The organism is Mesorhizobium shonense, assembly GCF_040545255.1.
GTDB lineage: Bacteria > Pseudomonadota > Alphaproteobacteria > Rhizobiales > Rhizobiaceae > Mesorhizobium > Mesorhizobium shonense.
On sequence record NZ_JBEPLM010000002.1, the window covers coordinates 53066 to 79209 of the forward strand.

The following is a 26144-nucleotide window of genomic DNA, read 5'->3' on the forward strand; positions in this document are numbered from 1 at the left end:
GAGGGAGGTCTCGATGATCCGCCTGCTTGTCGATCCAGCAAATGCAATGACCGCCATGGGCCTCGCACTCTCCTGGATCGGCATCGATCTCTCGATCGCCGGGTTTCCGGAGATCGGCGTGGCAATCGTTTTGTGGGCGCTCTTGGCTGATCATTTCGACGGCGTCGTCGCGCGGCGAATGCGCGGCAGCCGTTCGGCGGAAACGGCAGAGGTCGGCAAGAATTTGGACTCACTCGCCGATCTCGTCAGCGCTGGAATTTTTCCAGCCGTGACCCTGATCGTCGTCGGGCACGGATCGCCACTGTGCGTTGTTTCTGGAGCCGTTCTCGTCGTCGCCAGCGCCTTGCGGCTGAGTTTCTTCAACGTGGTCGGGTCTCCGGCAGGGCGGTTCGTCGGAGTGCCGACCAGCTGGGTCATGCCGGTGACGGCGATTGTGTTCTTGCTTCGTCCCACTCTCCCCGAAAGTATTTTCGCGAAGCTGTTCGCATTCCTCCTCATCCTGCTCGCCATTCTCCACGTCTCGCCGGTCCGTGTGCCTAAAACCGCGGGCTCCATGTATTTGGTCGTGACGGCGTTTTGCGTCGTTGCATCCGCGACGCTCGCATTTCGGGGCGCGTCTTGAGGCCGGCGGGAAGTGCCGCGAGCACGGCAGGCCGACATACCCTTTGTGTCCGGGCGACCGTGCTCAGCCGTTGCGGCAGGCCGACGAACGGCTGAACAATCGATAAGCCATGTCACATCGCGCTTTGTTTCTTCGTTCGTCCATCGCCAATGTTGCATGATGCAACTTCGCGTTTGGCGCTGTCGTTCCCGAGGTCGCTCGCCGGTACGTTCGCAAACCACGACAGCCACGACTTCAAGCTTCTTGCCCCTTGTCGGCACCCACGAAAACCAGGGAGCGCCTCATGAGCCGTCCGCGAACCAGCGCAATCGATCTTTCCACCGCGCTGCCGCCGTGCCCATCTTTTCTGGGAGAGGCTTTGTCTCGATCCCTCGTCGAACTGGCCTCGCAATCGCAGCTCCACTGGCGGATCCGGAAAAATCGGCCCGGTGGAGAGGAACGGGATCGCGAGATCGGCTCCATATGGATAAAGCCGCGCGTCGGTGAGATCCTCCCCGCGGATCGCATCCTGGTGACCAACGGCACCCAAAACGCGCTCGTCGTCATACTGCGGCACTTGTGCAAACCGGGTGACGTCATTGTGGCCGAAAAGCTGGCCTATCTCCTGATACGTCCGATAGCCTTGTCGCTCGGCCTTATCGTAATCGGTGTCGAAATGGACGAGGAAGGGGTCGAGCCGGCCGCGCTCGAGGCTCTATGTCGGCGAGCCAGCCCCAAACTTCTCTACTGCACCCCGACAGTCCAGAATCCCACCACGGCAGTCATGTCACAAAGTCGGCGAACCGAAATTGTCCGCGTGGCACGAGCGCACAACATTGCGATCATAGAAGACGATGTGCTCGGCCGTCTCCATCCAGAAGCACCGCCATCACTGTACGCCCACGCCCCGGATACCACCTGGTACATTATGAGCGTTTCCAAGTGCTTCGCGATGGGCCTCAGATTGGCCTATCTGGCGATACCCGAGGGCCGAGCGGCGGCAGATGTATTGAGGCCGCATCTAAGGTCGTCGTCGATGTTTGCCAACTCTTTGTCCTGCGAGCTCGTTGCGCATTGGGTCGAATGGGGCGACGCTGGGCAAATCGTCGACACCGCGCGTGTCGAAGTCACGGCAAGGCAACAATTGGCCCTGCAGCATCTTGGCCGATCCGGCGCCAAAACCGTGCCGGGGGCTTTGCACTTGTGGATAGAACTGCCTGCCAATGCGAGCTGTGACGCAGTCGTCGAAGCCGCTCTGGCGGCTGGCGTCCAGATTAGATCCGCCAGGGTCTTTTCGGTGGACGATCAGCCACCTCCCAATGCGATCCGCGTGGCGATTACAGGTCCCCAGGATCACGCGCAGCTTCATGCCGGTTTGTCGATCGTTGCGGAAATCCTTTCCGCCCATCTCTCACACGACCCACCATGAAGACGGATGCAGTGATCCATCAAGAAAAGGAATACCGGAAATGAGCACAACAGACCGTCAAATAATGAGCACCGCGCCTGCGGATCTGTTTGCGGGAGCCGCTTACTATTTTGCCCGCTACCAAGCAGAATATCCGGCCGCGATGTTCGATTTCTTGACACAAAATTACCTTTCTGGCCGAGAGCCGGCGATCTTGCTCGATCTTGGCTGTGGAACGGGCCAGATCAGCGTTCCGCTTGCTCGATTTGCCGATGAAGTCATCGCCGTGGACCCCGATCAAGGTATGATCGATGAGGCACGCCAATACGCCGCCAGGTCCGGCGCTCGGAACGTCTGCTTCGTGACCGCAAAATCCGAGGAGCTTGGCTTGGACATCGGCCCGTTTTCACTGGTCACGATAGCGGGCGCGTTCCATTGGATGGATCGGGAGCGGGTCCTGAAGCACCTTGAGAAGGTGGCGGCGCACGACTGTGCTATCGCTGTCATTTCGAGGCACCGTTCGAACTGCTCACCCGATGATTGGTGGTTGGAACAACTCGCCTATACCGAGGCTTTCTGGGGCGGCTTCTTTCCGGCGGGGAGGGAAGGTATCCGACCTGCCTTGAAGGAATCGAATGGTGTCATCCTTGCCCGTTCTGCCTTCAGCGACATTCAGGACAAAAGCTTTCCTTACGAGCATCATTGGGATCTGGATTCGCTCGTCGGCTATATCTTGTCCACATCCAAGGCTTGCCCTGGGGTACTCGGCGACCGACGGCCGGTATTCGAGGACGGCTTGCGGTCCCGACTCTCGGCGGTGTCGCCCACCGGGACGTTCATCGAGCGCGGCGTCGCTTCTTTGCTCTTCGCAGCGCGGCCATAACGAGCAGTGTCTCGCCGTATATGGCGCGCATCATCTCAACCTCGTTCAGCATGTCGCGCCGAGGCTTGGCGGGACATGCTGAAAGGCTGACATCATGCAGAAACCGCTTCCAGCTTATATGGCGACTGCTTCAAACGACCAAGGAACTCACGAGCGCCATAGCTCAACATATGGTTCGCATGATCATAAACGAGCCGAACGCCTTTATCCACGAAGGACCCCACGTCGCTGTGGTTGACGAGCGTGCCGCAGACCTTGCCTGCGTCCACTATCGTTTTGATCGCACGGTCGACGACTTCGGCAACGACTTGCGGCTTGTTGCCTTGCTGCCATTCGTAGGTGATGGGCTGAGCGCCGATCGTGAGGGCTAGGTCCCCAGGAGCAACCAGATAGGCGTCGACGCCTTCGACGGCCATGATTTGCGGCAAGTTGTTGACTGCCTCGATGGTCTCAATCATCAGGATAAGCAACCGGTCCTGGTGATCGAATGGCGCGGAGAACTTGAACCGGTCCACGATGCTCTGCGCTACTTTCGCGTCCGACACCAGCGGGATCATCAGACCATCGACGCCGCATTCGAGATACTTGGTCACCATCCATGGCGAGGGATCTTCCGGCCGCAGGATCGAAACGATTCCCGACAGACTCGAAGCGCGCGCCATCTCTTCCACCCGTTCCGGGCCGGCCGAACCGTGTTCACAGTCGATGAGGACGGCATCGAACCCGCATTCAGCCAATTTTTCAACTAGGCTGGGCGACGGATGACTGGAGTGTACCAGGGTGCCGAAGCCCCCGGAGCGGAGTTTTTCTTTTAGCGCGCGAGAGGCCGACAAGTCACGCTTTAGGAATGATGCCATTGGATATCACCTTTGATCGAGGAGTGGTTGGGGTCAGGGTCGGTCAATGCAGCGGCAGCAAATCGGAGACGTCACGTCCCATCTGCTCCAGTGCCTGCTTGGGCGCGGCTTTCAGCAAAACCACCGACGCCAAGTGGTTCTTTATCACGGTGGTGATCTTGACGGAGTTCTCGCCTGGGAACGCTTCCCAGGGTCCCATCACCGACAACGCCGGGATCAGCGCCTGGATGTTGGGACGCGATGCATAATATTGCCGGAGCGCTTCGGTGCTGAGCGCGAGATCGTTGGCCGGGAGATAAGCCGTGCGCGTCGCCACGATCGTCTGCCCCGCGACACCTGAAGCGAATTTCATGAACTCCCATGCCTTTTGTCGCTGCTCCGGATCCTTGGAGAACATGATGCTGATGGGTCCGGCGGCGGGCAGGTGACCGGCTTCATTCGCAACCGGGAACGGCCGCATCGCAATTTGAAACTGTCCTTCGGCGCGTTTGGCGATAGCCGCGTAACTGCTGCTTGACGTACACAGGATGCCGATCTGGCCCGCGGAAAATGCCTGTCGTGCCTGATCGCGTGACATGTCCGCTCGCGCTTGTCCGCATGCGCCGAAATCCCGCAAGATTCCAAGAGCGGCGAGCCCTTCGGGCCCGACAAATCCGACGTTGTGTTCGTCATCGGCCAAGATGCGGCCGCCAAACCCATTCAAGAGGCAATGGAACGTCCAGTTGCCGCCGTTGTCGTACTCCATAAACGCGCCCACGACCTGGCCTTTGCCCATGGCATCGAGTTTGCGGCCCAGCGCCGTGATTGCTTCCCAGGAGTCCGGCGGCTCGCTGACGCCAATTCGCTTCAAGAGGTCGAGATTATAGAGGATCACCGGCATCGAGACCGCAAAGCCAAGGCCATGCATGCTTGCTCCAAAGCGGCCGATTCGTGTCACGGCCGGTGAGAAACTTTGTCCCCAACCGGCTTCGTTGCGCTGGTAATCATCCAGGCTCTGCGCAAGCTTTCTGTCGGCGAATACACGAAGACAGTTCGGGCTGATGAACAGGACGTCCGGCAGTTCCCCAACCATTGCCGAGCGCAGCACGGTGGTGATGGCGGTCTCATCCTCTCGAATCGAGGTGTCTATGTTCAACGCAACGTCATGTCCCGCCTGATAGGCAGCTCCCAGCGCGGAATACATGTCGGCGAATATGGAGGGGAGCGCGACTACGCGCAGCGCATCCGAGGGCGCCGCGCGCGCGACAGACCCCGTGGTAAGGAAGATGGATGATGAACCGGCGAGAAAATGGCGCCGCGTGATTTCGAACATTGGTTGATCCTCATTGTATTTGTGAGCTGCGTTCATTTCACCGACCCACCAGTCATTCCCTCCACGAACCACTTCTGCGCGGCCAGGAATGCGATGAGCAAAGGGGCGACGACCAGTGTCGATGCGGCCATCAATGGGCCGTAGTCATTCCCGGCCTCTTCGTTCTTGAAGGCCATGATCCCGAGCGGCGCAGGCATCAGGTTGCCGTCGCGCACTGCAATCAGCGGCCAGAAAAGATCGTTCCAGTGAGCGACAACCGAGAAGATGGAAAACGCGATGACGGCAGGCAGCGCCATCGGCACCATGATTTTCCAGACGATGGCAAGTTCGCTCAGGCCATCAAGCCGAGCCGCGTGAACAATGTCGTTCGGGATCTTCTTGAAGAATTGGCGGAAGAGAAAAATACCGAACGGCGAGACGACGTATGGAATAACCAGGGCCAAGTACGTGTTCAGGATGTCGAGTTTGTAGCAGAGGATGAACAAGGGAAGCGACAGCACCTGGTGCGGCAGAAGCAGCCCGACCAGAACCATGGCGAAAATGAAATCGCGACCCCAGAACTTGAGCTTGGCCAGAGCGTAAGCCGCCGGCGCGCACACGAGAATTTGTGCTGCCAGGATCAGAGCGCAGACAAGGAGGCCGTTGCCCATGTACCGCGGCAGAGGCACCGAAGTGATCGCCTTGGCGTAATTGTCGACACCATAAAAATGTGCCGGAAGGACCGAGAAGGTCGCCCGAAAAATCTCATTAGGCGATTTGAGCGACAGGCTGACCATCCAAACGAAGGGTACGAGAATGAATGCGGACGTGAGAACCAGCACGCCGTGGCGCAGGATGGCGGCCGCAGGAGGAAGGCGGATCGCGCTCATTGATAGTGTACCCGTTTGTCCATGCGACCCGCCTGGAGCAGGGTCAGCGCCATGACGATTGCGAGAAAGACGATGGCGACCGCGGCGCCATAGCCCGCACGCAAATATTCAAAACTTTCCCGGTAGATCGTGTAGAGCAGCATTTCGGAGGAGTGGCCCGGGCCGCCTTGGGTCAGGATCTGGACCGTGTCGAAGGTTTCGAAAGCTCTAAGCGCCACAACGATGACGACGAACATTGACACCGGTCCAAGCATTGGAATGGTGACGGTCCGCAGGCGATCGAGCCAGTGATCGGCCCCGTCAACATCAGCGGCGTCGTATAAATCGAGCGGGATCGATTTCAGCCCCGCCATGAAGAGCACCATGGCGTAACCGAGATTCTGCCAGATGCCGATAACGGCGAGAACAGGCAGGGCCGTCGTTTCGTCGCGCAGCCAGTTGGCGACAGGTAAACCAAGGGCCGCGAAGCTGTGGTTAACCAGGCCAATGGTGGGATGGAGCAAGGCCTCCCACGAGATCGCCATTGCAGTTGCCGTGGCCATGAAGGGCAAAAAATGAACTGCTCGATAAAGAGCGCGGCACGAATGGCTGCTCTCTATGAGCAGCGCGATCAAAAGTCCTGCAAGGACGGTTCCCGGAACAACCATCACTGCATAGACGACAGTATTGATCAGCGACGCTCGAAAACCCTCGTCAAAGATGACTTCGCGGAAGTTTGCGAGGCCGACGAAGGAAAGCGAGCTGGCGCCGAACTGCCAGTCGCTGAACGCTATGACAAAGACGCCGATAACCGGCAGGAAGAACAGAACGACCAGAAAGACGAGAGCGGGCGCAATCAGTGCCCAACCCCACATTGCCTCATGCAACGAGTGTCTTCGTGGCAGCGAGACGCGCGACGATAGCTTCCGCGCGACCCCTTCCGCAGGCTGGGCAAGCCGACTGACAACAGGCAGGCTTGCGCTCATCAGGCCCATTCCCTGACTGGCGTGGACGAGTGAGCGCGCGAGACGTCTCGCGCACGAACCCGACGACCGTCGCGGTCGAAGACGAGCAGCTGGTCCGATCTGACTGAGACATGCAGCGTCTGTCCGGCGACAATATGGGGTGCGCGCTCGGCGGAGAGCCTGGCTATCAACGGTTGCCGGAGGCCGGACGGGTCGAAATAAACGAACAAATCGGAGCCCATATGCTCGACCATGCGTACCGAGCCGGTGATCACCCCCGGGCCGGAATGTTCAGCAAACTGGAAAGCCTCTGGGCGGATGCCGACAGTGAATTTGGACCCCGGCGCTATCTCGCAAGCAACCGGAAGGGCGCAGCCCGCAAGATCGACCAAGCCAGGTTCGCGCATTGTTGCGCCCACCATGTTGATCTTTGGCGATCCGAGGAACTCAGCCACGCGTATGTCGTTCGGGTTGGCATAGATCTCCTGGGGCGGAGCAACTTGCAACATCTCGCCGTCGCGCATCACAACGACACGATCGGACAGCGTCATCGCTTCCGCCTGGTCGTGCGTCACATAGACAAATGTCACCCCAAGGCGCCTGTGCAGGTCCTTGATCTCGGCACGCATTTGGACCCTCAGCTTGGCGTCGAGATTGCTGAGCGGCTCGTCCATCAAAAACACGGCAGGATGGCGCACCATGGCGCGACCGACCGCCACCCGCTGACGTTGTCCGCCGGACAGTTGTCCCGGTTTGCGATTGAGCAGATGCGCAATTCCCAGCGCTTCGGCGGTGCGAGAAACCTCCATCTCGATCCCGCTTATCACCGGCCCGGAGCCTGGTAGCCATCGGCCGATGAGTGGCAGGCGCTGCGCGCGGCTCAGTCGTCGCATTCGCAACGGCAGGGCGATGTTCGCGGCGACACTCATATGCGGGTAAAGCGCATAGGATTGGAACACCATCGCCACGTCGCGACGCTTCGGGCGTACTCCATCCACCACACGACCGCCAATCTCGATGCTGCCCATGTCCTGGACCTCGAGCCCGGCCAGTATGCGCAACAATGTCGATTTTCCGCATCCCGACGGGCCGAGCAGGGTCAGGAACTCGCCATCCGCAATCGAGAGCGAAACGTCATGCAGCACCCTTGTGGCCCCGAACGACTTGTGAATATTTCTTATGGTAATCCCACTCACGCGGCGGCCTCCTCATTCCTCACGGAAGCGACGACACGGCCAACTGACCTCGTCGCCGCGCACCTCGGATGGCAAAGGACGCAGCGCTCAAGCGGTCTGATAGACCAGCTGTCAAACGTGCCCAACGCAAGACGATTGGGTAACCTGCGCCAGATTTGATGGCGATATGCAATGCGAGCTGTTCGCTCACGTTGCACAAAGCAATAAGTAAGAAAGCCAAACTATTGAGCGGAAATGTCATGCACCCATCCTGGGCCGGAACTCATGGCGACGCGGTACCGCTGTGACACGACAGTCCGGTGACAAATATCGAATAATGTGATGGATGGTCCCAGTTTGGAGATGAATTGCCGTAACGGGATCTGCCCTCCAACTATTTTTCCGGAGCTACCGATGACGAGCGAAGACGAAGCAGTGCCTTTGAACGCAATCCGTGCTTTCGTAACGATCGTGCGCGAAGGAAGCCTGACGCGGGCAGCTAACGCATTAGGCACGACGCAGAGCTCGGTCAGCCGCTACCTAGCCGTTCTGGAAGGATATCTCGGGACAGACTTGATGGAACGGCGGGGCAGGCGAAGCGAACTAACCGAGTTTGGAAGATTATTCGCCAACACTGTCTCGGAGCCGCTCGATACAGTGTGCTTCACCGCTCAAAGAATGCGGCGGCGGACTCGGCCGAACGCCAACCGGATTGTCGTGCGCACATCGCTTTCGACTTTTGCCTATTCATTCTTGATCCCAAATCTTCAGGCATTCTCCACCGAAATGGGCGGCGTGATGGTTGACGTGATCAGTTCGCTTTCGCTGCCGACATCCACCGACGATTTCGACATCTTGATCACACGCGACCTTTCGGTCGTCGAACCTGCCGATCATTGGGAAATCTATAATGAGCAACTCGTGTGCGTGGGCTCTCCAAATCACATAGCAGGCAAGAGTCTTTCGGTCGTTCGCTCAATGCCGATGATCAACGTCACATCTCGTCCCGACATACTCCCCACCTGGCTGAGAGGGATGAATCTGACGTCAAGGGATATCAAGTCGGGCGCGCGATACGATCACAATTACCTTGCGCTGCCTGCCGTCATGACAGGAAAAAGCCTTCTGGTAGCGCCCGAGATCATCGTCAGTGACCTGGTGCGCACTGGCGCTTTGAATGTGGTGCCGGGATCGCTTACGCCAAGCGGAATGCAATACCGGGCCTATGCGGTCGACCGCTCCGACAATCCCGAACTCGCTCGCGCCTTTTGCCGGTGGTTGGCTCGACTGTGTAAGAAGGCGGCGATTTCGGAGGCTCGTTAACATCGCATTCGGCTATGGAAAGGTCTCAAAAATCGATCAATGCGTTTGATTGCGAATGACGTCGCCGAATAGAGGAGGCAGTCATTCGATCATTCGTCGATTCCAGAGGCGCGCAAGATGCTGCAAACTGGTCAAAGCCCCAAGCACATCTGCGGAGCCTCCATGCTGACGAGCAGGGCATCTCTGCGAGCCCATATCTGCGCCGGCCGTCTAGCCCACGTCATGGCGGCGCACAGTCCCTTGTCGGCAATCCTGGCCGAGGAAGCAGGCTTTGACGGCATCTGGGCCTCCGGTTTCGAACTTTCCGCTCTTTATGGACTGCCCGATGCAAGCCTTGTCTCCATGACGCGGCACCTCGACATGGTCCGTTCGATGGCCGAGCAGTCATCGCTGCCGATCATAGCTGATATCGACACCGGCTTCGGCAACGCCATCAACGTGATCTACGCCATCCAGCAATACGAGCGTGCGGGCGCCGCCGCGGTCGTCATTGAAGACAAGGCCTTTCCAAAGGTCACGAGCCTGCTGGCAGATGGTCGCCAGGAACTCATCCGGACCGAGGAATTCGCGGGAAAAATTCGGGCGGCCGTTGCCACGCGCGCAGACGCGGACTTCCTCGTCATTGCGCGCACCGAAGCGCTGATTGCCGAACTGGGTGAAGCCGAGGCCTTGAAGCGGGCCAAGTCGTATGAAGAAGCTGGCGCCGACATGATCTTGATCCACTCCAAGCGCAAGATGCCCGACGAGGTGGAAAGTTTTGTACGAGCATGGCGCGGCGAAGCTCCGATAGTCATCGTGCCGACGGCCTATCCGGAAATGAACGAGTCGCGCATCCGCGCGCTCGGCAAGATTGCGATGGTGATCTATGGCAATCATGCCATTCGGGCAGCGGTCACCGCCATGAAGGACGTCTTTGCCCGCATCCGCGCCGACGGCGGTATTCACCGCATCGACCCCGAAATCGTGCCCGTGGAGGAAATCTTCCGACTGCAGAAAATGGACGCTGTCAAAGCGAACGAGAATCGGTTTCTGTGGTGACCTCACCAGGGCTACCTTCAAAACGCGGACCATCGAAAACAGGTCTGAGGATGACCTCCTGATGCAGCCAGGTTCGTCCGTTTCTGCATCTTCGGTGTCGGGTTCGAGGTGCCGAGCTCATTTCGGTTTTCAGTTCGCAATGCGGGCGCTGGGCCTTAGGCGCCCGCGTGTCTCTCGCGGCAACGATTTTTCGATACCATGGCGTGCGGCCGAGTTTTGTTGTCTTTCCATCCATGGAGCTCAGGCTGCTGCATGGTTCGGGCGCCACCATCGTGCGAGCAGGCGCCGCTTGGCCAGCTGCTTTTCGCGCAAGGTATGCGTCGCAAGGCGCCCTATGGCAAATGAGGAAATGGAGGTTTCGCCGAATTGGAAATTTTCGAAAGGCTTGAAACGTTGATCGATGCGCCGGGCGCGGAAACGGTCAATGAGGCACGCTCAATGCTGCGTCAGTTCGAGTCGGTCGTGACTGCCGACGCGATCCACCAATTCTTGCTGGATCTGATGACCTTGGTGTTTGTGGTGGACGCTGCTCCTCAAAATTATCACGCGTCGGTGCGCAAGCTCGTCAAGGTCCGGCTGGCAATGCTCAAAATGCTTGGCGAAGCCTCGGCGTGAGCATCGGCCAAGCAAGCCTGTCTTGTGGCGCAAGCGCTGTCAGCCGGATGGCGAAACGGCTGAAAATCTGTCGCGGTTGCACGTTGAATGGCGCGTGCCGCGGATCCGGTGCTCATCGCCTGTCGGTTCGAATTGGATGCTGAAGAGACTCGAATCGCTGTTCTCGTTGGAATGCCAGCCGGAAGGTGACGGACTGGCGATCGCGTAACGCTCCGTGCCGGCGAACTTGGCCACGTCACCTTGGCAAGCTGCCCGCCGGCTTCCGCGACTCCGAATGCCGCGCGGCGGAAGGGTCTGGGGACGATTAGGCATGCAATTTGTCTTCGAGACCTTCCTGGAGCAGCTTTCGGAAAGCGTCGATGAGACGGATTTCCGCAACGCGATGGCGCGTGCTGCCGCGGCATTCGATCTCGTCAAATTCGCCTATCTGTGCCTGCCGCCACAGGCGCCGGGAAAGCCAAGGCTGATCTCGAACTATCCACCACGCTGGACCGCTCATTACCTGAGCAACCATTATCACGCCATCGATCCGGTGATCGCGCGGGCGCAGGGCGGCCAATGCCCGTTTCTGTGGGGACTTCACTACAGCCGAACCGGCCTGTCGGATTTCGAGCAGAAGCTCTTCGACGAGGCGGCCGCGTTCGGCATCCGCTGCGGTTTGACCATCCCGATCCTCGACAAGCGGGGCAACGTCGCCGCCATGAGCTTTGCCGCCGACGGGCTCAGTCCGGCCCTCCTGCGGGTGACCGAGCGCTACCAAGAGGCATTTCGCTTCATGGCGACTTGCTTTCATATCTGCGTCCGCCGCAAGCTCTCGGCCGATCGGGTGGTCAACGGCGTGCAGCTGACGCCGCGCGAATATGAATGCCTGGAATGGGCCGCGCAGGGCAAATCCGCACGCGACATCGCCTCGATTGTTGGCATCAGGCGCCGCACCGCCTCCTTTCACCTGGAGAACGCCAGGAAGAAGCTTGGGCTGCGCACCCGCGTGCAGGCCGTGGCACAATTCTCAGCCGCCAGAACGGGTCTCGGCTGACCAGGCACCTGTACTGCTGTACAGGCTGCTTCGGCCTGACGCTTGGCCTCCAATGGCAGGGTCAATCCTGCCAGGAGGCCGATAATCATGCTGCAGCTCATTGCTCCCGAATGGTACGGCGACTTCGCCGACGAGCTCCACGAAATGCACCGTCTGCGCCACCGTGTCTTCAAGGAGCGGCTGGACTGGGACGTCGACACCAGCGGCGGCTACGAGATCGATCGCTTCGACGAGCTGAAACCCCACTATCTGCTGCTGCGCGGCTCAATTGGCAGCGTCGACGGCTGCGTGCGCCTGCTTGCCTCGACCGGACCGACCATGCTTGGCGATATCTTTCCGGCCCTACTGGAGGGGCAGCCGACGCCGCAGGATCCAAGAATCTGGGAAAGCAGCCGTTTCGCGCTCGACCTGCCGCCCTCGGCCGCCAAGGGGGCAGGCGGCATCGCCGCCGGTACCTACGCGCTATTCGCAGGCATGATCGAGTTCGGCATGTGGCGAGGTCTGAGCCGCATCGTCACCGTCACCGACCTGCGCATGGAGCGCATCCTGCGCCGGGCCGATTGGCCGCTCGAGCGGCTCGGCGAGCCGCGCGCGATCGGCCCCACCAAAGCCCTGGCCGGCTACCTCGAGGTCTCAAGCGAGCGCCTCGATGCCGTTCGCCGCAATGGCGGTCTTGCCGGTCCGGTGCTGTGGGCGCCGGTCAACCCACGAGGCCGCATGACGGCTTCGCTTCATGCTTCGGGCGGAGATGCCTGATGAGCCTGCCAGAACCTGAAGCCGACCGGCCGGACTGGCGCGATGAGCGGTCCTATGACTACACCCTTGAGCTGACGCGGCGCGGCTGGGCCTGGGAATTCCTGCGGCGCAATCCGGCCTTCCGGCATGCTCTGTCCCACGCATTGGAACGGGCGAGGTCCGTCGATCAGCGGCCGTCGCTCGACGTCATTGCCTTCTCCGCCGACCTGTCGCGCTGGGGGCTTTTGTTTCGCGTCTTCGATGCACCGTGACGCAGCCACGTTCTGGTGTCCGAGCCGATGCGCTCAGGTGTTGCCGGTCGTCGCCGAACCGGTGTCGCCGGCGATGCCGGCGTTCGAACCGGCGCGTCTGCCCTGCCGTGCGAGTGTGCTCAGGCTGGTTGACGGCTCTGAGCATCTCCTGCTGCACAGCGCCGGCCGGCAGCTTCAGCTCGCCGTTTCGGGGCAGAGTATCCTCGGCCCCGTTCGGCTGCGCACCGATGCGGTCTGGCCGGCCGGTGAGTGGCGGCAACGCCTCTGGGCGCTTAAATGCCTCAATAGTCTCGTTGCAGGGGGACGGTTGCCGAAAAGACTGTTTCCGCCGGAAGCGCGCGGTCGTCGCCTGCGCTTTGTTCTGCGGGCTCTTGACGGCTCAGTTGCGGGCGCCTCGTACCGAGACATCGCCGAAGCGCTGATTGGTCAGACACGTGTCCGGGCCGACTGGACGGATCCTCGCGACCATTTGCGCGATCGCATCCGACGCGCCGTGACACGGGCTCGCGTGCTCATGAATGGCGGCTATCTCGACTTTCTTGCCTGACGTGTCTCGCGCCGTACAAATGCGTCAGCTGGTGAACAGCTCCCTGTAGCCCGTCGTCACCATCCAGTTCGCCCGGTCGAGATGGCTGTGGGCCGCATTGCGGGCGCGTTCTGGTTCGCGCTCCGGATCGATGCCGAGGATCAGAACGGCCATCTCCTCGTAGCTGGCGTCATCGTTGGCGGCATCCAGGAAGCGCATATAGATGGTGAAGTGCTCCTTGTCGTAAGCCGTGAGGCTGTCCGACCATGGCGCTTCGTCCGCTACCGAGCCTGATCCGCTGACTTCTCACGCATGGACATGCGTCAGTTGGTCGGTCGGAATGTGATAAGGATCAGGCTGAAGAAAGGTCTGACGCAGGAACAGCTCGCCGAAGTTTCCGGCTTCAGCAGCAGTATATCAGCGGTCTGGAGAGGGCCGCCGCAATCCGTCGATCGTCACCATCTATGAACTGGCGTTGGCGCTTGGCGTCAGCCACATGGATCTGGTTCGTCCCGACAAATAATCGGTCTCTGCGCGCCAATTGCTGGGCACCTGCGCGCCTGAAGGCGCGCATCGGGTGCTCGTGAACCGAGCCCGCTTGTCTTCGCGTCGCTCAGGCGGTCTCGGCCATTCGGCTTCGCCCCCTGGCGCGGGCAGCCCTTGCGGGCTGTGCCGGTCGCCGCCCCAGGGGCGGCGTTGTTTTTTGATTTGGCCTTCCCGGCGGCGCGGTGTGGGCGGCTCTCCCTTCTAGGCCCGCCGCGGCGGCCCGCAACCCTTCGCTCGCGCTCCGGGTCCTCCACTTGCGTTCCGGTCCTTCGGATGCAGGCCACCTCTGACGGCGGGCCTTTCCGGTCGTTTTTCGCCGCCCACCCCGCTTTGCGGGGAAGGGCGCGGCGAGATTGGCGAGCGGAGATTTGATCATGCGCAAGACCGGCAAACATAGCGCTAGCGGAGAAGTTGGCGGCAAGAGCAGCGAGCCGCTTAAGCGCAGCCTCTATTCCGAGATCACAGACCGCATCATCGCCGATCTGGAGCGGGGTTGCGTGCCGTGGGTGAAGCCTTGGGGCTGCGCCAAGGCCAGCCTTGGCCTGCCGAAGAATGCCGCCACCGGGCGCGGCTATTCCGGCATCAACATCCTGATCCTGTGGGGCGCGGTCATCGAACACGGCTATGCCGGCCAGAACTGGCTCACCTTCCGGCAGGCGCTTTCCCTTGGCGGCAATGTCCGCAAAGGCGAGCACGGCACGACCATCGTGCATGCCGATCGCTTCATCCCGAAAAACGAGAAGGAACGCGCCAAGGCGGAAGATACCGAGCCGCAGGCGGTGCCGTTTCTCAAGCGCTTCACCGTCTTCAATGTCGCGCAGTGCGAAGGCCTGCCCGACGAGCTTTACAGCCAGCCCGAGCCGCTGCCCGAACGCCACATCATCCCGCATGCCGAGGCGCTTGTTCGCAAAACCGGTGCCGATATCCGCATCGGCGGCGACCGCGCCTTTTACATGCCGTCAGCTGACTTTGTTCAACTGCCGCCGCAACCGGCCTTCTTCGAGCAGATCAACTATTACCGAACCTGCTTCCACGAGCTTGGCCACTGGACCGGGCACCCAACGCGGCTTGCGCGTGACTTTTCCGGCTCGTTCGGCACCAAGGCCTATGCGCGCGAGGAACTGGTCGCCGAGCTTACGGCTGCCTTTACCTGCTCGAGCCTCGGCATCGAGCCGACCGTGCGTCACGCCGACTATATCGCCTCATGGCTCGAGGTGCTGCGCGAGGACAACCGCGCAATTTTCCGCGCTGCCAGCCTTGCCTCGAAAGCCGCCGATTTCCTGCTGGCTTTCCAGACGGATGCCGAAACCAAGATGCGGGAAGGGATCGCGGCATGAGCGCTCCTGATCCCGTTGCGCCGCAGAGCGAGCCGACGCCGAAAGGCGAGCAGATGCTCGATTTCGGCCTCTTCGATGAAGCCAAACGAAACCAGCTCGACCTGTTCCGAGCCAGTTCGACCTGTTCTGACAAGGAAGCTCTGCCATGATCCTGATCACCGACGAATTGCGCGCCCGCCTGCTCACCAATGGTGCCGCCGAAATCGAAACCGACCATGTCCCGGTCGTCAAACTGTTCAATCCGGTCGGCGCCGCGACTTGGCTTCTGAGCGAACTCGACGCCGACGGCGACACGCTGTTCGGGCTTTGCGATCTCGGCTTCGGCTTGCCCGAACTGGGCAGCGTCAGCCTCGCCGAACTGAAAGCCGTCAAGGGACCGCTTGGCCTCGGCATCGAGCGCGATCTCTATTTTCGTGCGCGGTTTCCCCTCTCGGTCTATGCCGAAGCCGCCCGTATTGCCGGCCACATTACCGAGGCCGAGCCGCTTTTGCGGCAGGCCGCCGCCGCCCGCGAAATCCCCACTCCCGAGCTTCCGCCAGACCGGGCGGAATGATCGCGCCGCCAGGCGCAAACATCCCGCCGCTCGGCCTGCGGCCTCGCGGTGGGCTTTTAAAAGCCCAGACAAAGGAGAAAGACCCATGCAGCTTGCCCATGTTTCCATCGACCAGTTGAGCGTTTCCGCCATTAACATGCGTCATTCAAAGCGCGCGCCAGACATATCCGACATCCTGCCGTCGGTCAGGGCGCGCGGCGTGCTCGTGCCGCTTCTGATCCGGCCCAATGGCACGCCGGACAGCTTCGAAATCGTCGCCGGGCGGCGGCGCTATTTCGCAGCCAAGACGGTCGCTGACGAGCGCGGCGAGGCCGAACCGCTGCCCTGCGCCATCATGGAAGAAGGGGACGACGCCGATGCGCTGGAGGCTTCGCTCATCGAGAACATCGCCCGCCTCGACCCTGATGAAGTGGCGCAGTGGGAGACCTTTACGCGCCTGATCAAGGAGGGGAGGGGGATCGCCGACATTGCCGCCACCTTCGGCCTCACCGAGCCTCAGGTGAAGCGCATCCTGGCGCTCGGCGACCTGTTGCCGAAGATACGCGAAGCCTATCGCCGCGAGGAGATCGACACCGAAACCGTGCGGCATCTTACCATGGCTTCCAAGGCGCAGCAGAAGGACTGGCTCGCACTCTTTTGCGATCCCGACAGCCGAGCCCCGCGCGGCTGGCAATTGAAGCAATGGCTGTTCGGCGGCCAGTCGATTTCGACCAAGGTGGCGCTGTTTCCAATCGAGGACTATCCCGGCCTGATCGTCTCCGACCTGTTCGGCGAGGACAGCTATTTCGCCGATGCCGACCTGTTCTGGCAAAAGCAGAACGAGGCCATCGCAGCCAAGCGCGACGCCTATATCGAAGCCGGCTGGCCCGAGGTGGTCGCGCTCGAACCGGGCCAGTATTTCCATTCGTGGGACTACGAAAAGACGCCCAAGAAGAAGGGCGGCAAGGTGATCATCACCGTCTCGCAGCGCGGCGAGGTGGAATGTCATGAGGGCTACCTGTCGCGCAAGGAAGCCCGCCGCGCCCGCGCACAAGGCGAGGCTGATGAGGAAGTCGAACCGCCTGCCAACCCGTCGCGTCCCGAGTTGAGCGGCCCGATGCAGAACTATGTCGATCTGCACCGTCACGCCGCGGTGCGCACCGCCTTGCTCGATCATACGGGCGTCGCGCTGCGCCTGATGGTGGCGCATGCGATTGTCGGCTCCAGCCTGTGGACGGTACGTCCCGAGCCGCAGCGCGCGGCCAACGAAACGGTGGCCGCCAGCATCGCCGCTTGTAAGGCCGAAGCCGTCTTCGGTGAGAAGCAACGCGAGGTTCTGACCCTGCTCGGTTCTGTCGATGAGGATGGTCCGGTGACCGGTGGCAACGGCGACGACTTTGCGCTGGCCAGCGTCTTCGCCCGTCTGCTGGCACTCCCAGACGACGATGTCCTGCGCGTTCTGGCGCTGGTCATGGCCGAGACGCTTTGCACGGGCAGCGCGATTGTCGAAGCGCTCGGCAATCATCTTGGCCTCGACATGCGCGGCCATTGGCAGGCCGACGATGCCTTCTTCGAGCTGTTGCGCGACAGGCAAGTCGCCACCGAAATCCTCGCCGATGTCGGCGGCAGGCTCGTCGCCGATGGCAATGCTTCGCAGAAGGTGAAGACGCAAAAGAAGATCATTCGCGACTTCCTTTGCGGCGAGAACGGCAGGCAAAAAGTCGACGGCTGGCTGCCGCGCTGGATGGCATTCCCGGTGTCGAGCTATACGAACCGTGGCGGTTTGCGCACCGCCGATCAGTGGGCGAAGGTCCAGACGCTGTTCGTGTCACGATGATTCTCGCATGGCGGGCGGCGACGTTTTCTGGCGTCGCCGCTCGCGCCAACCGGGCAGCATCTATCGCTCGGCAAAGTCTCCTGTAGACCGCAGCGCCGGTCCGGTTTCAGCCGCGCGCACCGGCCGACACAATTTCGAAGACACCCGGCCCGGTGGTGGCAATCTGGCGCTTTCTGCCTGGCACGGTAGCGCTGGCACGGTGCTGGAGCGTCCGCAAACCTGTCCTCGGCTAACTCCTGCCTGGCTACCGCGACCGCGTCTTCGCGACATCTCCAATGCTTGGCACCCAGGACCATTCCCCTGCCGCTGGCTTGATGACCTATGGGCGGATCCGGCCCGCCCGAAACCCTCGGCCAGCAGCTTTTTTCCCCGCCGCCTGCGGCGGCTCCTCGCGCCCGCTTCGCTTCAAAAAAGCTGCCCGCTCGGGTCCTGCGCTGCCGCTGCGGCCCTGCGGGTTCAGCCGGCCCAGACGCGCCCATCACGGTCCGCCATCGCAGGGGAATGGTCCCAGGCGACAAGCAAAAGGAGACTTTCAAATGACCGCGATCGGATACGTTACCAAGCAGGACAATGGCAGCTACAAGGGCCAGCTCAAGACGCTCAGCGTCCGCGCCGAGATCGCCATCGTGCCCAACCAGTCAAAGAGCGTCGATACCCATCCCGACTTTAGGGTGCTCACGCAAGGCGTCGAGGTCGGTGCCGGCTGGATCAGGATCGGCGAGGCATCCGGCAAGGATTATGTGAGTCTGTCGATCGCAGCACCGGAGTTCGGCCCGAGAAAACTCTACGCCAATCTCGGCCGCGCCGCCGGCCAGGATGACGACGACACCTTCGCCATCATCTGGAACCCGGCCGACTGACGCAACAGGCCCCCCGCGCCACCGGCGCGGGGGCTCTTTCAGCCGAACTGAGCCAGCCCGCAGGGGCGGCGAAAACTCCCGACCGACTCTTCGCCCGTCCCGCAAGCGCTCTCGCTCGCCGATCCTCGCCGCAGTCTCCAATCGGCAAACGAGGATCATCATGGACGACGAAAACGAACGCGCCGCCCGCGCCAAGAAGGGCAGTCCGTTCCTCAACACCGCGCAGGCCGCCTTCTATATCGGGCTGTCGCAACGCACCTTGGAAAAGATGCGGCTCAAGGGCCACGGCCCAAAGTTCCGCAAGCACGGCCGCTTCGTCCGCTACCACATAGACGAGCTCGACGATTGGTCGAAAGGCCAGCCGAAGGCCTCCGACGCCGATGACAATCGCCGAGGCCGGCCATGAACGCGCGGCCTTCTCTTCATCTGATCGGCAGCCGTTTGCGGCGAGTTCGCGCGCGCAAGACGCTTGCCGCGGCAATCATCGGCCTTGGCCTGATCGGCTTCACCGCTTTCGTCAAGCCGACGCCCGTACTGGTCTGGAATGCATCGGCCAGCGCGCCAATCGGACTCTATGGCCTTGGCCTTGGTGCCGCTCGCGCCGGCGATTTCGTGCTTGTCCGCTTGCCCAAAATGGCCGCTCACCTCGCCGACCAGCGCGGCTATCTGCCTCGCAACGTGCCGCTGGTGAAGCGTATCGCCGCACTGCCGCACGAGCATGTCTGCGCCTTCAATGACGCCATCATCATTGGCGGCAAGATCGTGACACGCCGCGTTCCGGTCGACACGCAAGGCCGAACCTTGCCTTGGTGGAACGGATGCCGCGCGCTCTCGAGCAACGAGGTTTTCCTGATCAATGGCGAGGCTCCCGGCTCCTTCGACAGCCGGTATTTCGGGCCGGTACCGGCCGCCAATATCGTTGGGAGGCTCGTGCCGCTATGGACCGAGTGACCCTCCTGATCTTGGGCATGGTGTCGATTGCACCATGCGCCTGTTCCGCCGCGACCGGCGCACAGCCGGCCGTCATCTCCCAAGGTCCGCAGCTGACAAGATGGCAAGAGTTCGTTGCCGAGGCAAGCCAGCGCTTCAGTGTTCCACAGTCCTGGATCTATGCCGTCATGAATGCCGAAAGCCGTGGGCAGACCATGCTCAACGGTCGGCCGATCACTTCACGAGCCGGTGCGATTGGGCTGATGCAGGTGATGCCCGACACCTATGAGGAACTGCACGTCGAGCATGATCTCGGAGCCGATCCGCACGATCCGCGCGACAATATTCTGGCCGGTACAGCCTATCTGCGCGCCATGTATGATCGCTTCGGCTTCCCTGGGCTGTTCGCAGCCTACAACGGCGGACCGGTTCGATATGAGGCGCATCTGGAACGCGGGAAGCCGCTGCCGAGAGAGACAGTTTTGTATCTCGAACAGCTTAAGGCGGCGGGCGTTTCGGCGGCCGACATGGATCAGTTCAAGGGCAAATCTCGGCCGCCAAAAGCGCCGAAAATCTCGTTGGGGCGCGAATTGTTTTTCCTGAGGGATGGCGTTTCGGCGGGCGGTTCGAGGGGCGGAATTCTGGTGCCGCTCGGGTCTCAGCCAGGTGGGCCAGCGCGGCCGGACGGCAGATGAGGGCAAAGTGCCGCGGCGGGGCGGGGTTAGGGGCTGGGTTGAGGGAAGGCAAGATAAAGGTACCGCCTCCGAGAGGCGGTCAAGTCTTTGTCTGCACATCGTTTTCACCGGAGGCTGCCAGCGGCACCAAGAGGCTATGACGCGCAAGCCGCTGATTTTGTTGCAGTGTTTCGGGAGGCTTGTATGACGGATGAGGAGTTCAGGCCAAAGCTCGGAAAAATCGGATCGCGCGGCTCGAAGGCAGGAAAACGCTTCGCCGGGCAGGTCCGAGCTGCGATCAACAGAGCCGGGGGCCAGCATCGGCACGGCGGTCGCTTCACGGGAAGCCGAGCTGGGCGAGGCGGAGCGGCCGCCGCGCTGCTGAAATCACGCGATCGCTACGCGGCCTTTCGGCAGCGACGGATTGTGGTCAAGGCGCGAGTGGTCAAGCTGGCCGGCAAGGGTTCGGACGGAGCGCGTGCGCACCTGCGCTACCTCCAGCGCGACGGCGTCACGCGCGAAGGCGAGCCTGGCGAGCTTTACGGTGCCGACAATGATCGCGTCGACGGCAAGGAGTTTATCGATCGTGCCGATGGTGACCGGCATCAGTTTCGTTTCATTGTCGCAGCCGAAGACGGCATTGAGTACAGCGATCTCAAACCACTCACGCGGCGTCTGATGGCGCAGATGGAAGAAGACCTGGGCACGAAGCTCGACTGGGTTGCCGTCGACCATTTCAACACTGGCCATCCCCATACACACATCATTGTCCGCGGCAAGGATGATCGCGACGAGAATCTCGTCATCGCGCGCGACTACATCTCCTCTGGTTTGCGAGAGCGGGCGGCTGAGCTGGTTAGCCTCGATCTCGGCCCGCGCACCGATCTCGAGATCGAGCAGCGCCTGCGCCGGGAGATGGAGCAGGAACGCTTCACCAGCATTGACCGGCAGCTGCTGCGCATGCGCGATAGCGAAGGACTTGTTGCGCCGCACGGACGGGATGCTTTTCGCCAGACACTGTATCAGGGCAGGCTGCGCAAGCTTGAACGAATGGGTCTTGCAGCGGAGGTCGGCTACGGCCACTGGCTACTGGACGATGCGGTCGAAGCGACACTGCGTCGGCTGGCCGAGCGCGGCGATATCATCAAGACCATGCACTGCGAACTGACCGGCAAGGGACTCGCGCGCAGTGCCGCCGATTGTTTGGTCTACGATGCGGGACAGAATACCGAAGCTGTGGTCGGCCGCGTTGTCGCACGAGGGCTGAGCGACGAGATCAATGACAGGCACTATCTCATCGTCGACGGCGTGGACGGCAAAAGCCACTACATCGACGTCGGCAGAGGCGAGGCCACCGAGCCGACGCCTGACGGCTGCATCGTTCGTGTCACGCCGCGGAGCACGGAACCCAGACAAGTTGACCGGAGCATTGTCGGGATCGCTGCCGCCCATGACGGACGATACACGGTCGACATTCACTTGAAGCATGATCCATCGGCCACAGAGCGATTTGCGGAAGCGCATGTGCGGCGACTGGAGGCGATCCGACGAGCCACCGCCGGCGTTGAGCGCGAACCGGACGGCACCTGGATTATTGCACCCGATCATCTCCAGCGTGTCTCCGATTACGAGCGCCAGCGGGCGAGAGCGGAGCCCGTTGTTCTCGACAAGCTCTCGTCGCTTCCTCTGGAGAACCAAGTCGGTTTCGATGGCGCCACCTGGCTGGACAGCGAGGTGGTTTCCGAAACGCCGAAGACCTTGCGCAACGCCGGATTTGGCCGCGAGTTACGAGAGGCGCAGGCCCGCCGGCGGCAGTGGCTGATTGCGCAGGGGCTCGCGAACGAAGAGCAGGGCCGGATGGTCTACCGCGCTGGCATGATTTCGATTCTGCGACAACGTGAGCTGAACCGGATCGCCAGTCAGCTGTCGAGTGAACTGGGGCTCTCCTATTTCGAAGCGAAACCTGGAGATCGGTTGGAAGGTAAGATGCTCCGATCGGTCGAGCTCGCCAGCGGGAAATATGCAGTCATCGAGAAATCGCGTGAGTTCACGCTTGCGCCATGGCGACCGGTGCTGGATCGCCACATTGGGAAGGAGGTCTCCGGAGTCGTGGGTGGGGAGGGGATTTCTTGGTCCATCGGCCGGCAAAGGAGCGGGCCAAGCGTATCCTAGCACTGTGGCGACTGGGGCACATTGCGCTGAGCCGTTGCAAGGTTTTGGATCGCGTCGGGTGGACAGCCATGCCCCGATGCGCCCGGCCTTGTTTGCGTGACTTCGAGCCTCCCAGTCAGTAGCCTGTATTATCGTGTGAAGTCTCGGTCGTTGATGCTTGTTTTACATCTGCCGGGTGACATATCTCTGAGTGCAAACAGACCCATACGGCCGATTCGCCTTCTAAAACCATGGGAAGGCGTATCGGGGTTTTTCGTGGAAACATCTTGCCCGAATATGGGCGTGGTTGAAACGACAATGCGGCAGATCGACAAATCGCGGCCCAGAATAGAACTTGACTGAAACGTTGAACCTAGTGCATTGGGCATCGGAATTGCTCGGGGGGGCAAATGAGCGTAAGTTTTCACAATCCGGATCAGTACATGGCGTCCCTGCGTACCATCATTGCGCAAGGACGCAAACGCGTGGGACTACTCGTGGGAGCCGGCGCACCCGCGGGCATGGCGCGCGAAGACGGATCTAGGCCCTTGATCCCAGCCGTGGCTGGACTAACCGACAAAGTCCTGACAGCGATTGGACCCGTCTACGGCCAGCAGATTGCTGGACTGAAAAGCGGGTTGTTGAAGCACGACATTGAGACGATCCTATCGCGTGTCCGGGCGCTTGGCGATGTGATCGGCACCACCAAGGTCTATGATCTTGACGGTGATGGATATCGCCAGATGGCACAGGCCATCTGCATCGAAATTGGCAAGATCGTGCAAGTACGCCTGCCGAATACGACCACTCCCTATTCAGAATTGGTAAGCTGGATAACCGGCGCTCCTCGCAGTCACCCGGTGGAGATTTTTACCACAAACTATGACCTGCTGTTCGAGGAGGCGTTTGAAAGGGCGCGCGCGCCCTATTTCGACGGCTTCACTGGTGCACGTGAAGCCTTCTTCGATCCGGCCTCAGTCTCAGGCGATCAGCTTTCGAACCGGTGGACCAGGCTTTGGAAGATCCATGGTTCTCTGGGTTGGAAGGCCAACGCCCAAGGGGAAGTCGTGCGCACCGGCCAGACGGATGCTACCCACCTGATCTACCCCGAGCATTTGAAATACGACCAGACTCAGAAAGCTCCCTACTCATCTTTGCTCGACCGGTTGCGGGCTTTTCTCGCAACAGAGGATACTTTGCTCGTATCCATCGGTTTTTCCTACGCCGACGCACACATCTCGGCCCGCGTTGATGAGGCTTTGGCCGCCAATCCTTCCGCAAGCGTGTTCGCATTCCAATTTCAGACTCTGGACAAAGAAATCAACGCTGTTGAGCTTGCGTCGAGGCGATCCAATTTCAGCGTTTATGCTCGCGACAAAGCGGTAATAAGCGGGATTGCCGCCGAATGGCAGGCACCTGGCGAACTGCCAACAAAGGATTGGGGCCCAATCCGCGCCAGTTACTGGTCTGCTCCGGCAGCTGGTGGGTCCTCTGAATTTAGGCTAGGCGCTATCGAGGATTTCGCCCGCTTTTTTGCGAACTCGCGTTCACCGCAGGCTTTTGCCGCAGCCGCGATCCCAACTGCGCCGGTACTGGCACCATGACGGCTCCAACCTTCCTTGGGCGAGTCGGCAGCATTGCTGGTTCGACGGTAAGTGTTCGACAATCCGAATCTGTCGCCTCCGGAATAGCGATTATTGCGGGTCGCAGCTACCGCGTGGCCCAAGTCGGCAGCTTTGTTCGGATTCCACAAGGTTATCACGACCTTTACGGCGTGATTTCCGAGGTTGGCGCCCAGGCGACACCGGAAGCGTTTGCGGACGCTCGTCAGCGCGGGGAAAGTTGGATGACGGTCCAGCTCGTCGGCGAGATTGTTGAGACCAGTTTCGAGCGCGGCATCAGCCAATACCCAGGTGTGAACGACGAGGTGCACCTGGTCACCGAAGATGATCTCGGCCGCATCTATGGTGCTTTGGACGCAGGACAGATCACGATTGGTCGGTTGGCTGGGGCGGAAAGCATTCCGGTGCGCATCGATCTCGACCGGCTGGTGACGCGACACAGTGCGGTACTCGGTTCGACCGGCTCGGGCAAGTCGACAACCGTTTCGAGTTTGCTGCGCTCGATCTGCAAAGCTGCTGACGGAAAACTCAGCTTGAGCGCACGCATTCTTCTGCTCGACATACACGGCGAATACGGTGATGCGCTGAAATCCGTTGCGAGAGTGTTTCGTGTCAATCCCTCCAAGGACGAGCAGCCGCTGCACATTCCTTATTGGGCTTTGGACCCCGAAACGCTGCTCGACTTTTTGATGGGCCCGATGAGCGAGGCTGCTTACACCGGTGTCCTGGAAAAGATCCAAGCTGCTAAGCTCTCGGTTGCCTCCGGCGTGCCGGGCGTGGACGTCAACGCGTTGACAATCAATACGCCACTACCCTTCAGTCTGAAGCAGTTGTGGTACGAGCTTGTCGATCCAGAATATAAGACCTGGGCGGACAAGGAGCGCACGAAGCCCGCACTTGACGAAGCCGGCGACCCAACAACGCTTAAGCCTCCGAAATATCAAGTTCCAGGTGTCGGTAGTGCGGCGCCATTTATCAATCAGACAAATGTACTGGGGATTCGAAGGCAACTGACGCAACTGCGATCGCGTCTTCTCGATCGCCAGTACGACTTCATGTTGCATCCAGGTTCCTGGGAGCCTGGGCTGGATGGCAAGTCCGAGAAGGATCTGCCCGAACTTCTTGAGGCTTGGTTTGGCCACGACAAACCCATTACCGTTCTTGACCTGTCCGGCGTTCCGAGCCAAGTCCTGCTGAGGCTCATAGGGGGTATCCTCAATATTACCTACGAGGCTCTTTTTTGGGGTCGAAACCTCCCTGAGGGCGGGCGTAGTCGACCAGAGCTTGTCGTCATGGAGGAAGCCCATCGCTACCTCGGGAAAGATCTCGACAACCCCGCGCGCGCTATGGTTCAGCGCATTGTCAAGGAAGGCCGCAAGTTTGGGGTGGGGGCAATGATCGTGAGCCAGAGACCATCAGAGATCGACGAGACAATTCTTTCGCAGTGTGGGACGCTGATAGCGCTTCGTCTCTCCAACAGCGCCGATCAGACGAGAGTACGTGCAGCGCTGCCCGATAGCTTGGGCGGACTTGTGGAAACGCTGCCCGTACTTCGAACCGGAGAAGCAATAATCATGGGCGAAGCAGCACGCCTTCCAATACGATGCCGCATCAACTTGCCCCCAGATGGCGAACGGCCAAACAGCGAGGATCCCAAGGTGACCGAAGTTTGGGCGGCCACGCGCGTCGGCGAAGACTATGGACGGCTAGCGGCGGCATGGCGATCTCAAGACCCAAAATGGGGTCAAGTCAAAAAGCCGGAGAAAGTCTAGTGGATCGCCAGGCAGCAAATTCAACCACGATTGCCTCGTTCGGGTACGATCCGATAATCGAAGTGCTTGAAGTCGAATTCCATAAGAGTGGCGTGTATCAGTATTTCAATGTTCCAGCGTCCGTCTTTGAGCAATTCCTTGCAGCTCCTTCGCATGGCGTATTTCTAAATACATACATAAAAGGGCAATATCCGTTCGAGAAAGCCTAGCCTTGTAGATTTATTTTAGAAGTCGACGCGAACGGCGATACAGCAGCGAGATCCTCCCAGGACGTGACCTTCTTATGGTA

Annotated in this window: 27 protein-coding genes and 2 pseudogenes; 23 read left to right on the forward strand and 6 right to left on the reverse strand. The window is 60.6% G+C overall.

All coding sequences use genetic code 11. The features are described 5' to 3' along the window. Window positions 1-13: 13 nt before the first annotated feature. The 3 genes from ABID26_RS05700 (at window position 14) to ABID26_RS05710 (ending at window position 2892) form a co-directional block, all read left to right on the forward strand. Window positions 14-622 carry a CDP-alcohol phosphatidyltransferase family protein gene (locus ABID26_RS05700; RefSeq protein WP_354414342.1) on the forward strand — a complete coding sequence of 203 codons (609 nt, stop codon included), beginning with the start codon at window positions 14-16 and terminating at the stop codon, window positions 620-622. A 283-nt stretch (window positions 623-905) separates the two neighbouring features. After that, window positions 906-2030, forward strand: a complete 1125-nt coding sequence (locus ABID26_RS05705; RefSeq protein WP_354414343.1) for an aminotransferase-like domain-containing protein — start codon at window positions 906-908, stop codon at window positions 2028-2030. A gap of 40 nt (window positions 2031-2070) precedes the next feature. After that, window positions 2071-2892, forward strand: coding sequence for a class I SAM-dependent methyltransferase (locus ABID26_RS05710; RefSeq protein ID WP_354414346.1), 822 nt, complete (start codon window positions 2071-2073; stop codon window positions 2890-2892). 92 nt (window positions 2893-2984) lie between these two features. Here the strand turns inward: ABID26_RS05710 and ABID26_RS05715 are convergent, their stop codons facing one another. The 5 genes from ABID26_RS05715 to ABID26_RS05735 form a co-directional block, all read right to left on the reverse strand. Beyond that, on the reverse strand, window positions 2985-3749 hold the full coding sequence (locus ABID26_RS05715) for an HpcH/HpaI aldolase family protein (RefSeq protein ID WP_354414349.1): 765 nt from the start codon (window positions 3747-3749) through the stop codon (window positions 2985-2987). A gap of 43 nt (window positions 3750-3792) precedes the next feature. Next, window positions 3793-5061: an extracellular solute-binding protein gene (locus tag ABID26_RS05720; protein WP_354414350.1), complete on the reverse strand. Its 1269-nt coding sequence runs from the start codon at window positions 5059-5061 to the stop codon at window positions 3793-3795. Window positions 5062-5093: 32 nt separating this feature from the next. After that, the gene (locus ABID26_RS05725; RefSeq protein ID WP_354414353.1) at window positions 5094-5930 is read right to left on the reverse strand and encodes a carbohydrate ABC transporter permease; all 837 of its coding nucleotides are present in this window, start codon (window positions 5928-5930) and stop codon (window positions 5094-5096) included. Beyond that, window positions 5927-6784, reverse strand: a complete 858-nt coding sequence (locus tag ABID26_RS05730) for a carbohydrate ABC transporter permease (protein WP_354415025.1) — start codon at window positions 6782-6784, stop codon at window positions 5927-5929. Before ABID26_RS05730 ends, ABID26_RS05725 begins: the two co-directional genes overlap by 4 nt. Window positions 6785-6894: 110 nt before the next feature. Further along, window positions 6895-8070: an ABC transporter ATP-binding protein gene (locus tag ABID26_RS05735; protein WP_354414355.1), complete on the reverse strand. Its 1176-nt coding sequence runs from the start codon at window positions 8068-8070 to the stop codon at window positions 6895-6897. A gap of 393 nt (window positions 8071-8463) precedes the next feature. Between ABID26_RS05735 and ABID26_RS05740 the strand changes: the two genes are divergently transcribed. The 7 genes from ABID26_RS05740 to ABID26_RS05770 all read left to right on the forward strand — a co-directional run bounded on the left by ABID26_RS05740 (window position 8464) and on the right by ABID26_RS05770 (window position 13615). Further along, complete coding sequence (locus tag ABID26_RS05740; protein ID WP_354414358.1) at window positions 8464-9372, forward strand: LysR family transcriptional regulator; 909 nt, start codon at window positions 8464-8466, stop codon at window positions 9370-9372. A 162-nt stretch (window positions 9373-9534) separates the two neighbouring features. Then, a complete protein-coding gene (locus ABID26_RS05745) occupies window positions 9535-10410 on the forward strand; it encodes a phosphonopyruvate hydrolase (protein WP_354414360.1) in 876 nt (291 codons plus the stop codon). A gap of 366 nt (window positions 10411-10776) precedes the next feature. After that, window positions 10777-11025 (forward strand): hypothetical protein, encoded by a 249-nt coding sequence (locus ABID26_RS05750; RefSeq protein WP_354414363.1) that lies wholly within the window; start codon window positions 10777-10779, stop codon window positions 11023-11025. Between the two features lie 310 nt (window positions 11026-11335). After that, window positions 11336-12061, forward strand: coding sequence for a LuxR family transcriptional regulator (locus tag ABID26_RS05755; protein WP_354414365.1), 726 nt, complete (start codon window positions 11336-11338; stop codon window positions 12059-12061). Between the two features lie 87 nt (window positions 12062-12148). Then, window positions 12149-12817, forward strand: a complete 669-nt coding sequence (locus ABID26_RS05760) for an acyl-homoserine-lactone synthase (RefSeq protein WP_354414368.1) — start codon at window positions 12149-12151, stop codon at window positions 12815-12817. Continuing rightward, window positions 12817-13068 carry a transcriptional regulator domain-containing protein gene (locus ABID26_RS05765; protein ID WP_354414370.1) on the forward strand — a complete coding sequence of 84 codons (252 nt, stop codon included), beginning with the start codon at window positions 12817-12819 and terminating at the stop codon, window positions 13066-13068. The genes ABID26_RS05760 and ABID26_RS05765 overlap by 1 nt, the downstream gene beginning before the upstream one ends. 37 nt (window positions 13069-13105) lie before the next feature. Further along, window positions 13106-13615 (forward strand): DUF2285 domain-containing protein, encoded by a 510-nt coding sequence (locus ABID26_RS05770; protein ID WP_354414372.1) that lies wholly within the window; start codon window positions 13106-13108, stop codon window positions 13613-13615. Window positions 13616-13639: 24 nt separating this feature from the next. Here the strand turns inward: ABID26_RS05770 and ABID26_RS05775 are convergent. Beyond that, window positions 13640-13879: pseudogene (locus tag ABID26_RS05775) on the reverse strand (DNA -binding domain-containing protein); the annotation flags it as partial. 27 nt (window positions 13880-13906) lie between these two features. Here ABID26_RS05775 and ABID26_RS05780 point away from each other — a divergent pair. From ABID26_RS05780 to ABID26_RS05840, 13 genes and pseudogenes are all read left to right on the forward strand, one after another. Then, window positions 13907-14117, forward strand: a pseudogene (locus ABID26_RS05780) (helix-turn-helix transcriptional regulator). 397 nt (window positions 14118-14514) lie between these two features. Continuing rightward, the gene (locus ABID26_RS05785) at window positions 14515-15477 is read left to right on the forward strand and encodes an ArdC family protein (protein WP_354414374.1); all 963 of its coding nucleotides are present in this window, start codon (window positions 14515-14517) and stop codon (window positions 15475-15477) included. Next, a complete protein-coding gene (locus ABID26_RS05790; RefSeq protein ID WP_354414376.1) occupies window positions 15474-15626 on the forward strand; it encodes a hypothetical protein in 153 nt (50 codons plus the stop codon). The genes ABID26_RS05785 and ABID26_RS05790 overlap by 4 nt, the downstream gene beginning before the upstream one ends. Continuing rightward, complete coding sequence (locus tag ABID26_RS05795) at window positions 15623-16030, forward strand: DUF2958 domain-containing protein (protein WP_354414378.1); 408 nt, start codon at window positions 15623-15625, stop codon at window positions 16028-16030. Before ABID26_RS05790 ends, ABID26_RS05795 begins: the two co-directional genes overlap by 4 nt. An 85-nt stretch (window positions 16031-16115) precedes the next feature. Continuing rightward, window positions 16116-17846: a ParB/RepB/Spo0J family partition protein gene (locus ABID26_RS05800; protein WP_354414380.1), complete on the forward strand. Its 1731-nt coding sequence runs from the start codon at window positions 16116-16118 to the stop codon at window positions 17844-17846. 536 nt (window positions 17847-18382) lie between these two features. Next, window positions 18383-18706, forward strand: coding sequence for a DUF736 domain-containing protein (locus tag ABID26_RS05805; protein ID WP_041005565.1), 324 nt, complete (start codon window positions 18383-18385; stop codon window positions 18704-18706). Window positions 18707-18866: 160 nt separating this feature from the next. Beyond that, on the forward strand, window positions 18867-19112 hold the full coding sequence (locus ABID26_RS05810; protein WP_354414384.1) for a helix-turn-helix transcriptional regulator: 246 nt from the start codon (window positions 18867-18869) through the stop codon (window positions 19110-19112). After that, window positions 19109-19657 carry a S26 family signal peptidase gene (locus ABID26_RS05815; protein WP_354414387.1) on the forward strand — a complete coding sequence of 183 codons (549 nt, stop codon included), beginning with the start codon at window positions 19109-19111 and terminating at the stop codon, window positions 19655-19657. The genes ABID26_RS05810 and ABID26_RS05815 overlap by 4 nt, the downstream gene beginning before the upstream one ends. After that, window positions 19645-20331: a lytic transglycosylase domain-containing protein gene (locus ABID26_RS05820; protein ID WP_354414389.1), complete on the forward strand. Its 687-nt coding sequence runs from the start codon at window positions 19645-19647 to the stop codon at window positions 20329-20331. Before ABID26_RS05815 ends, ABID26_RS05820 begins: the two co-directional genes overlap by 13 nt. Window positions 20332-20514: 183 nt before the next feature. Further along, window positions 20515-22482 carry a relaxase/mobilization nuclease RlxS gene (gene rlxS / locus ABID26_RS05825; protein WP_354414392.1) on the forward strand — a complete coding sequence of 656 codons (1968 nt, stop codon included), beginning with the start codon at window positions 20515-20517 and terminating at the stop codon, window positions 22480-22482. Window positions 22483-23009: 527 nt separating this feature from the next. Continuing rightward, entirely contained in the window at window positions 23010-24065 is a 1056-nt protein-coding gene (locus ABID26_RS05830) for an SIR2 family NAD-dependent protein deacylase (RefSeq protein ID WP_354414395.1), read from the forward strand. Next, on the forward strand, window positions 24062-25855 hold the full coding sequence (locus tag ABID26_RS05835) for an ATP-binding protein (protein WP_354414397.1): 1794 nt from the start codon (window positions 24062-24064) through the stop codon (window positions 25853-25855). Before ABID26_RS05830 ends, ABID26_RS05835 begins: the two co-directional genes overlap by 4 nt. Next, on the forward strand, window positions 25822-26064 hold the full coding sequence (locus ABID26_RS05840) for a KTSC domain-containing protein (RefSeq protein WP_354414400.1): 243 nt from the start codon (window positions 25822-25824) through the stop codon (window positions 26062-26064). The genes ABID26_RS05835 and ABID26_RS05840 overlap by 34 nt, the downstream gene beginning before the upstream one ends. Window positions 26065-26144 lie beyond the last annotated feature (80 nt).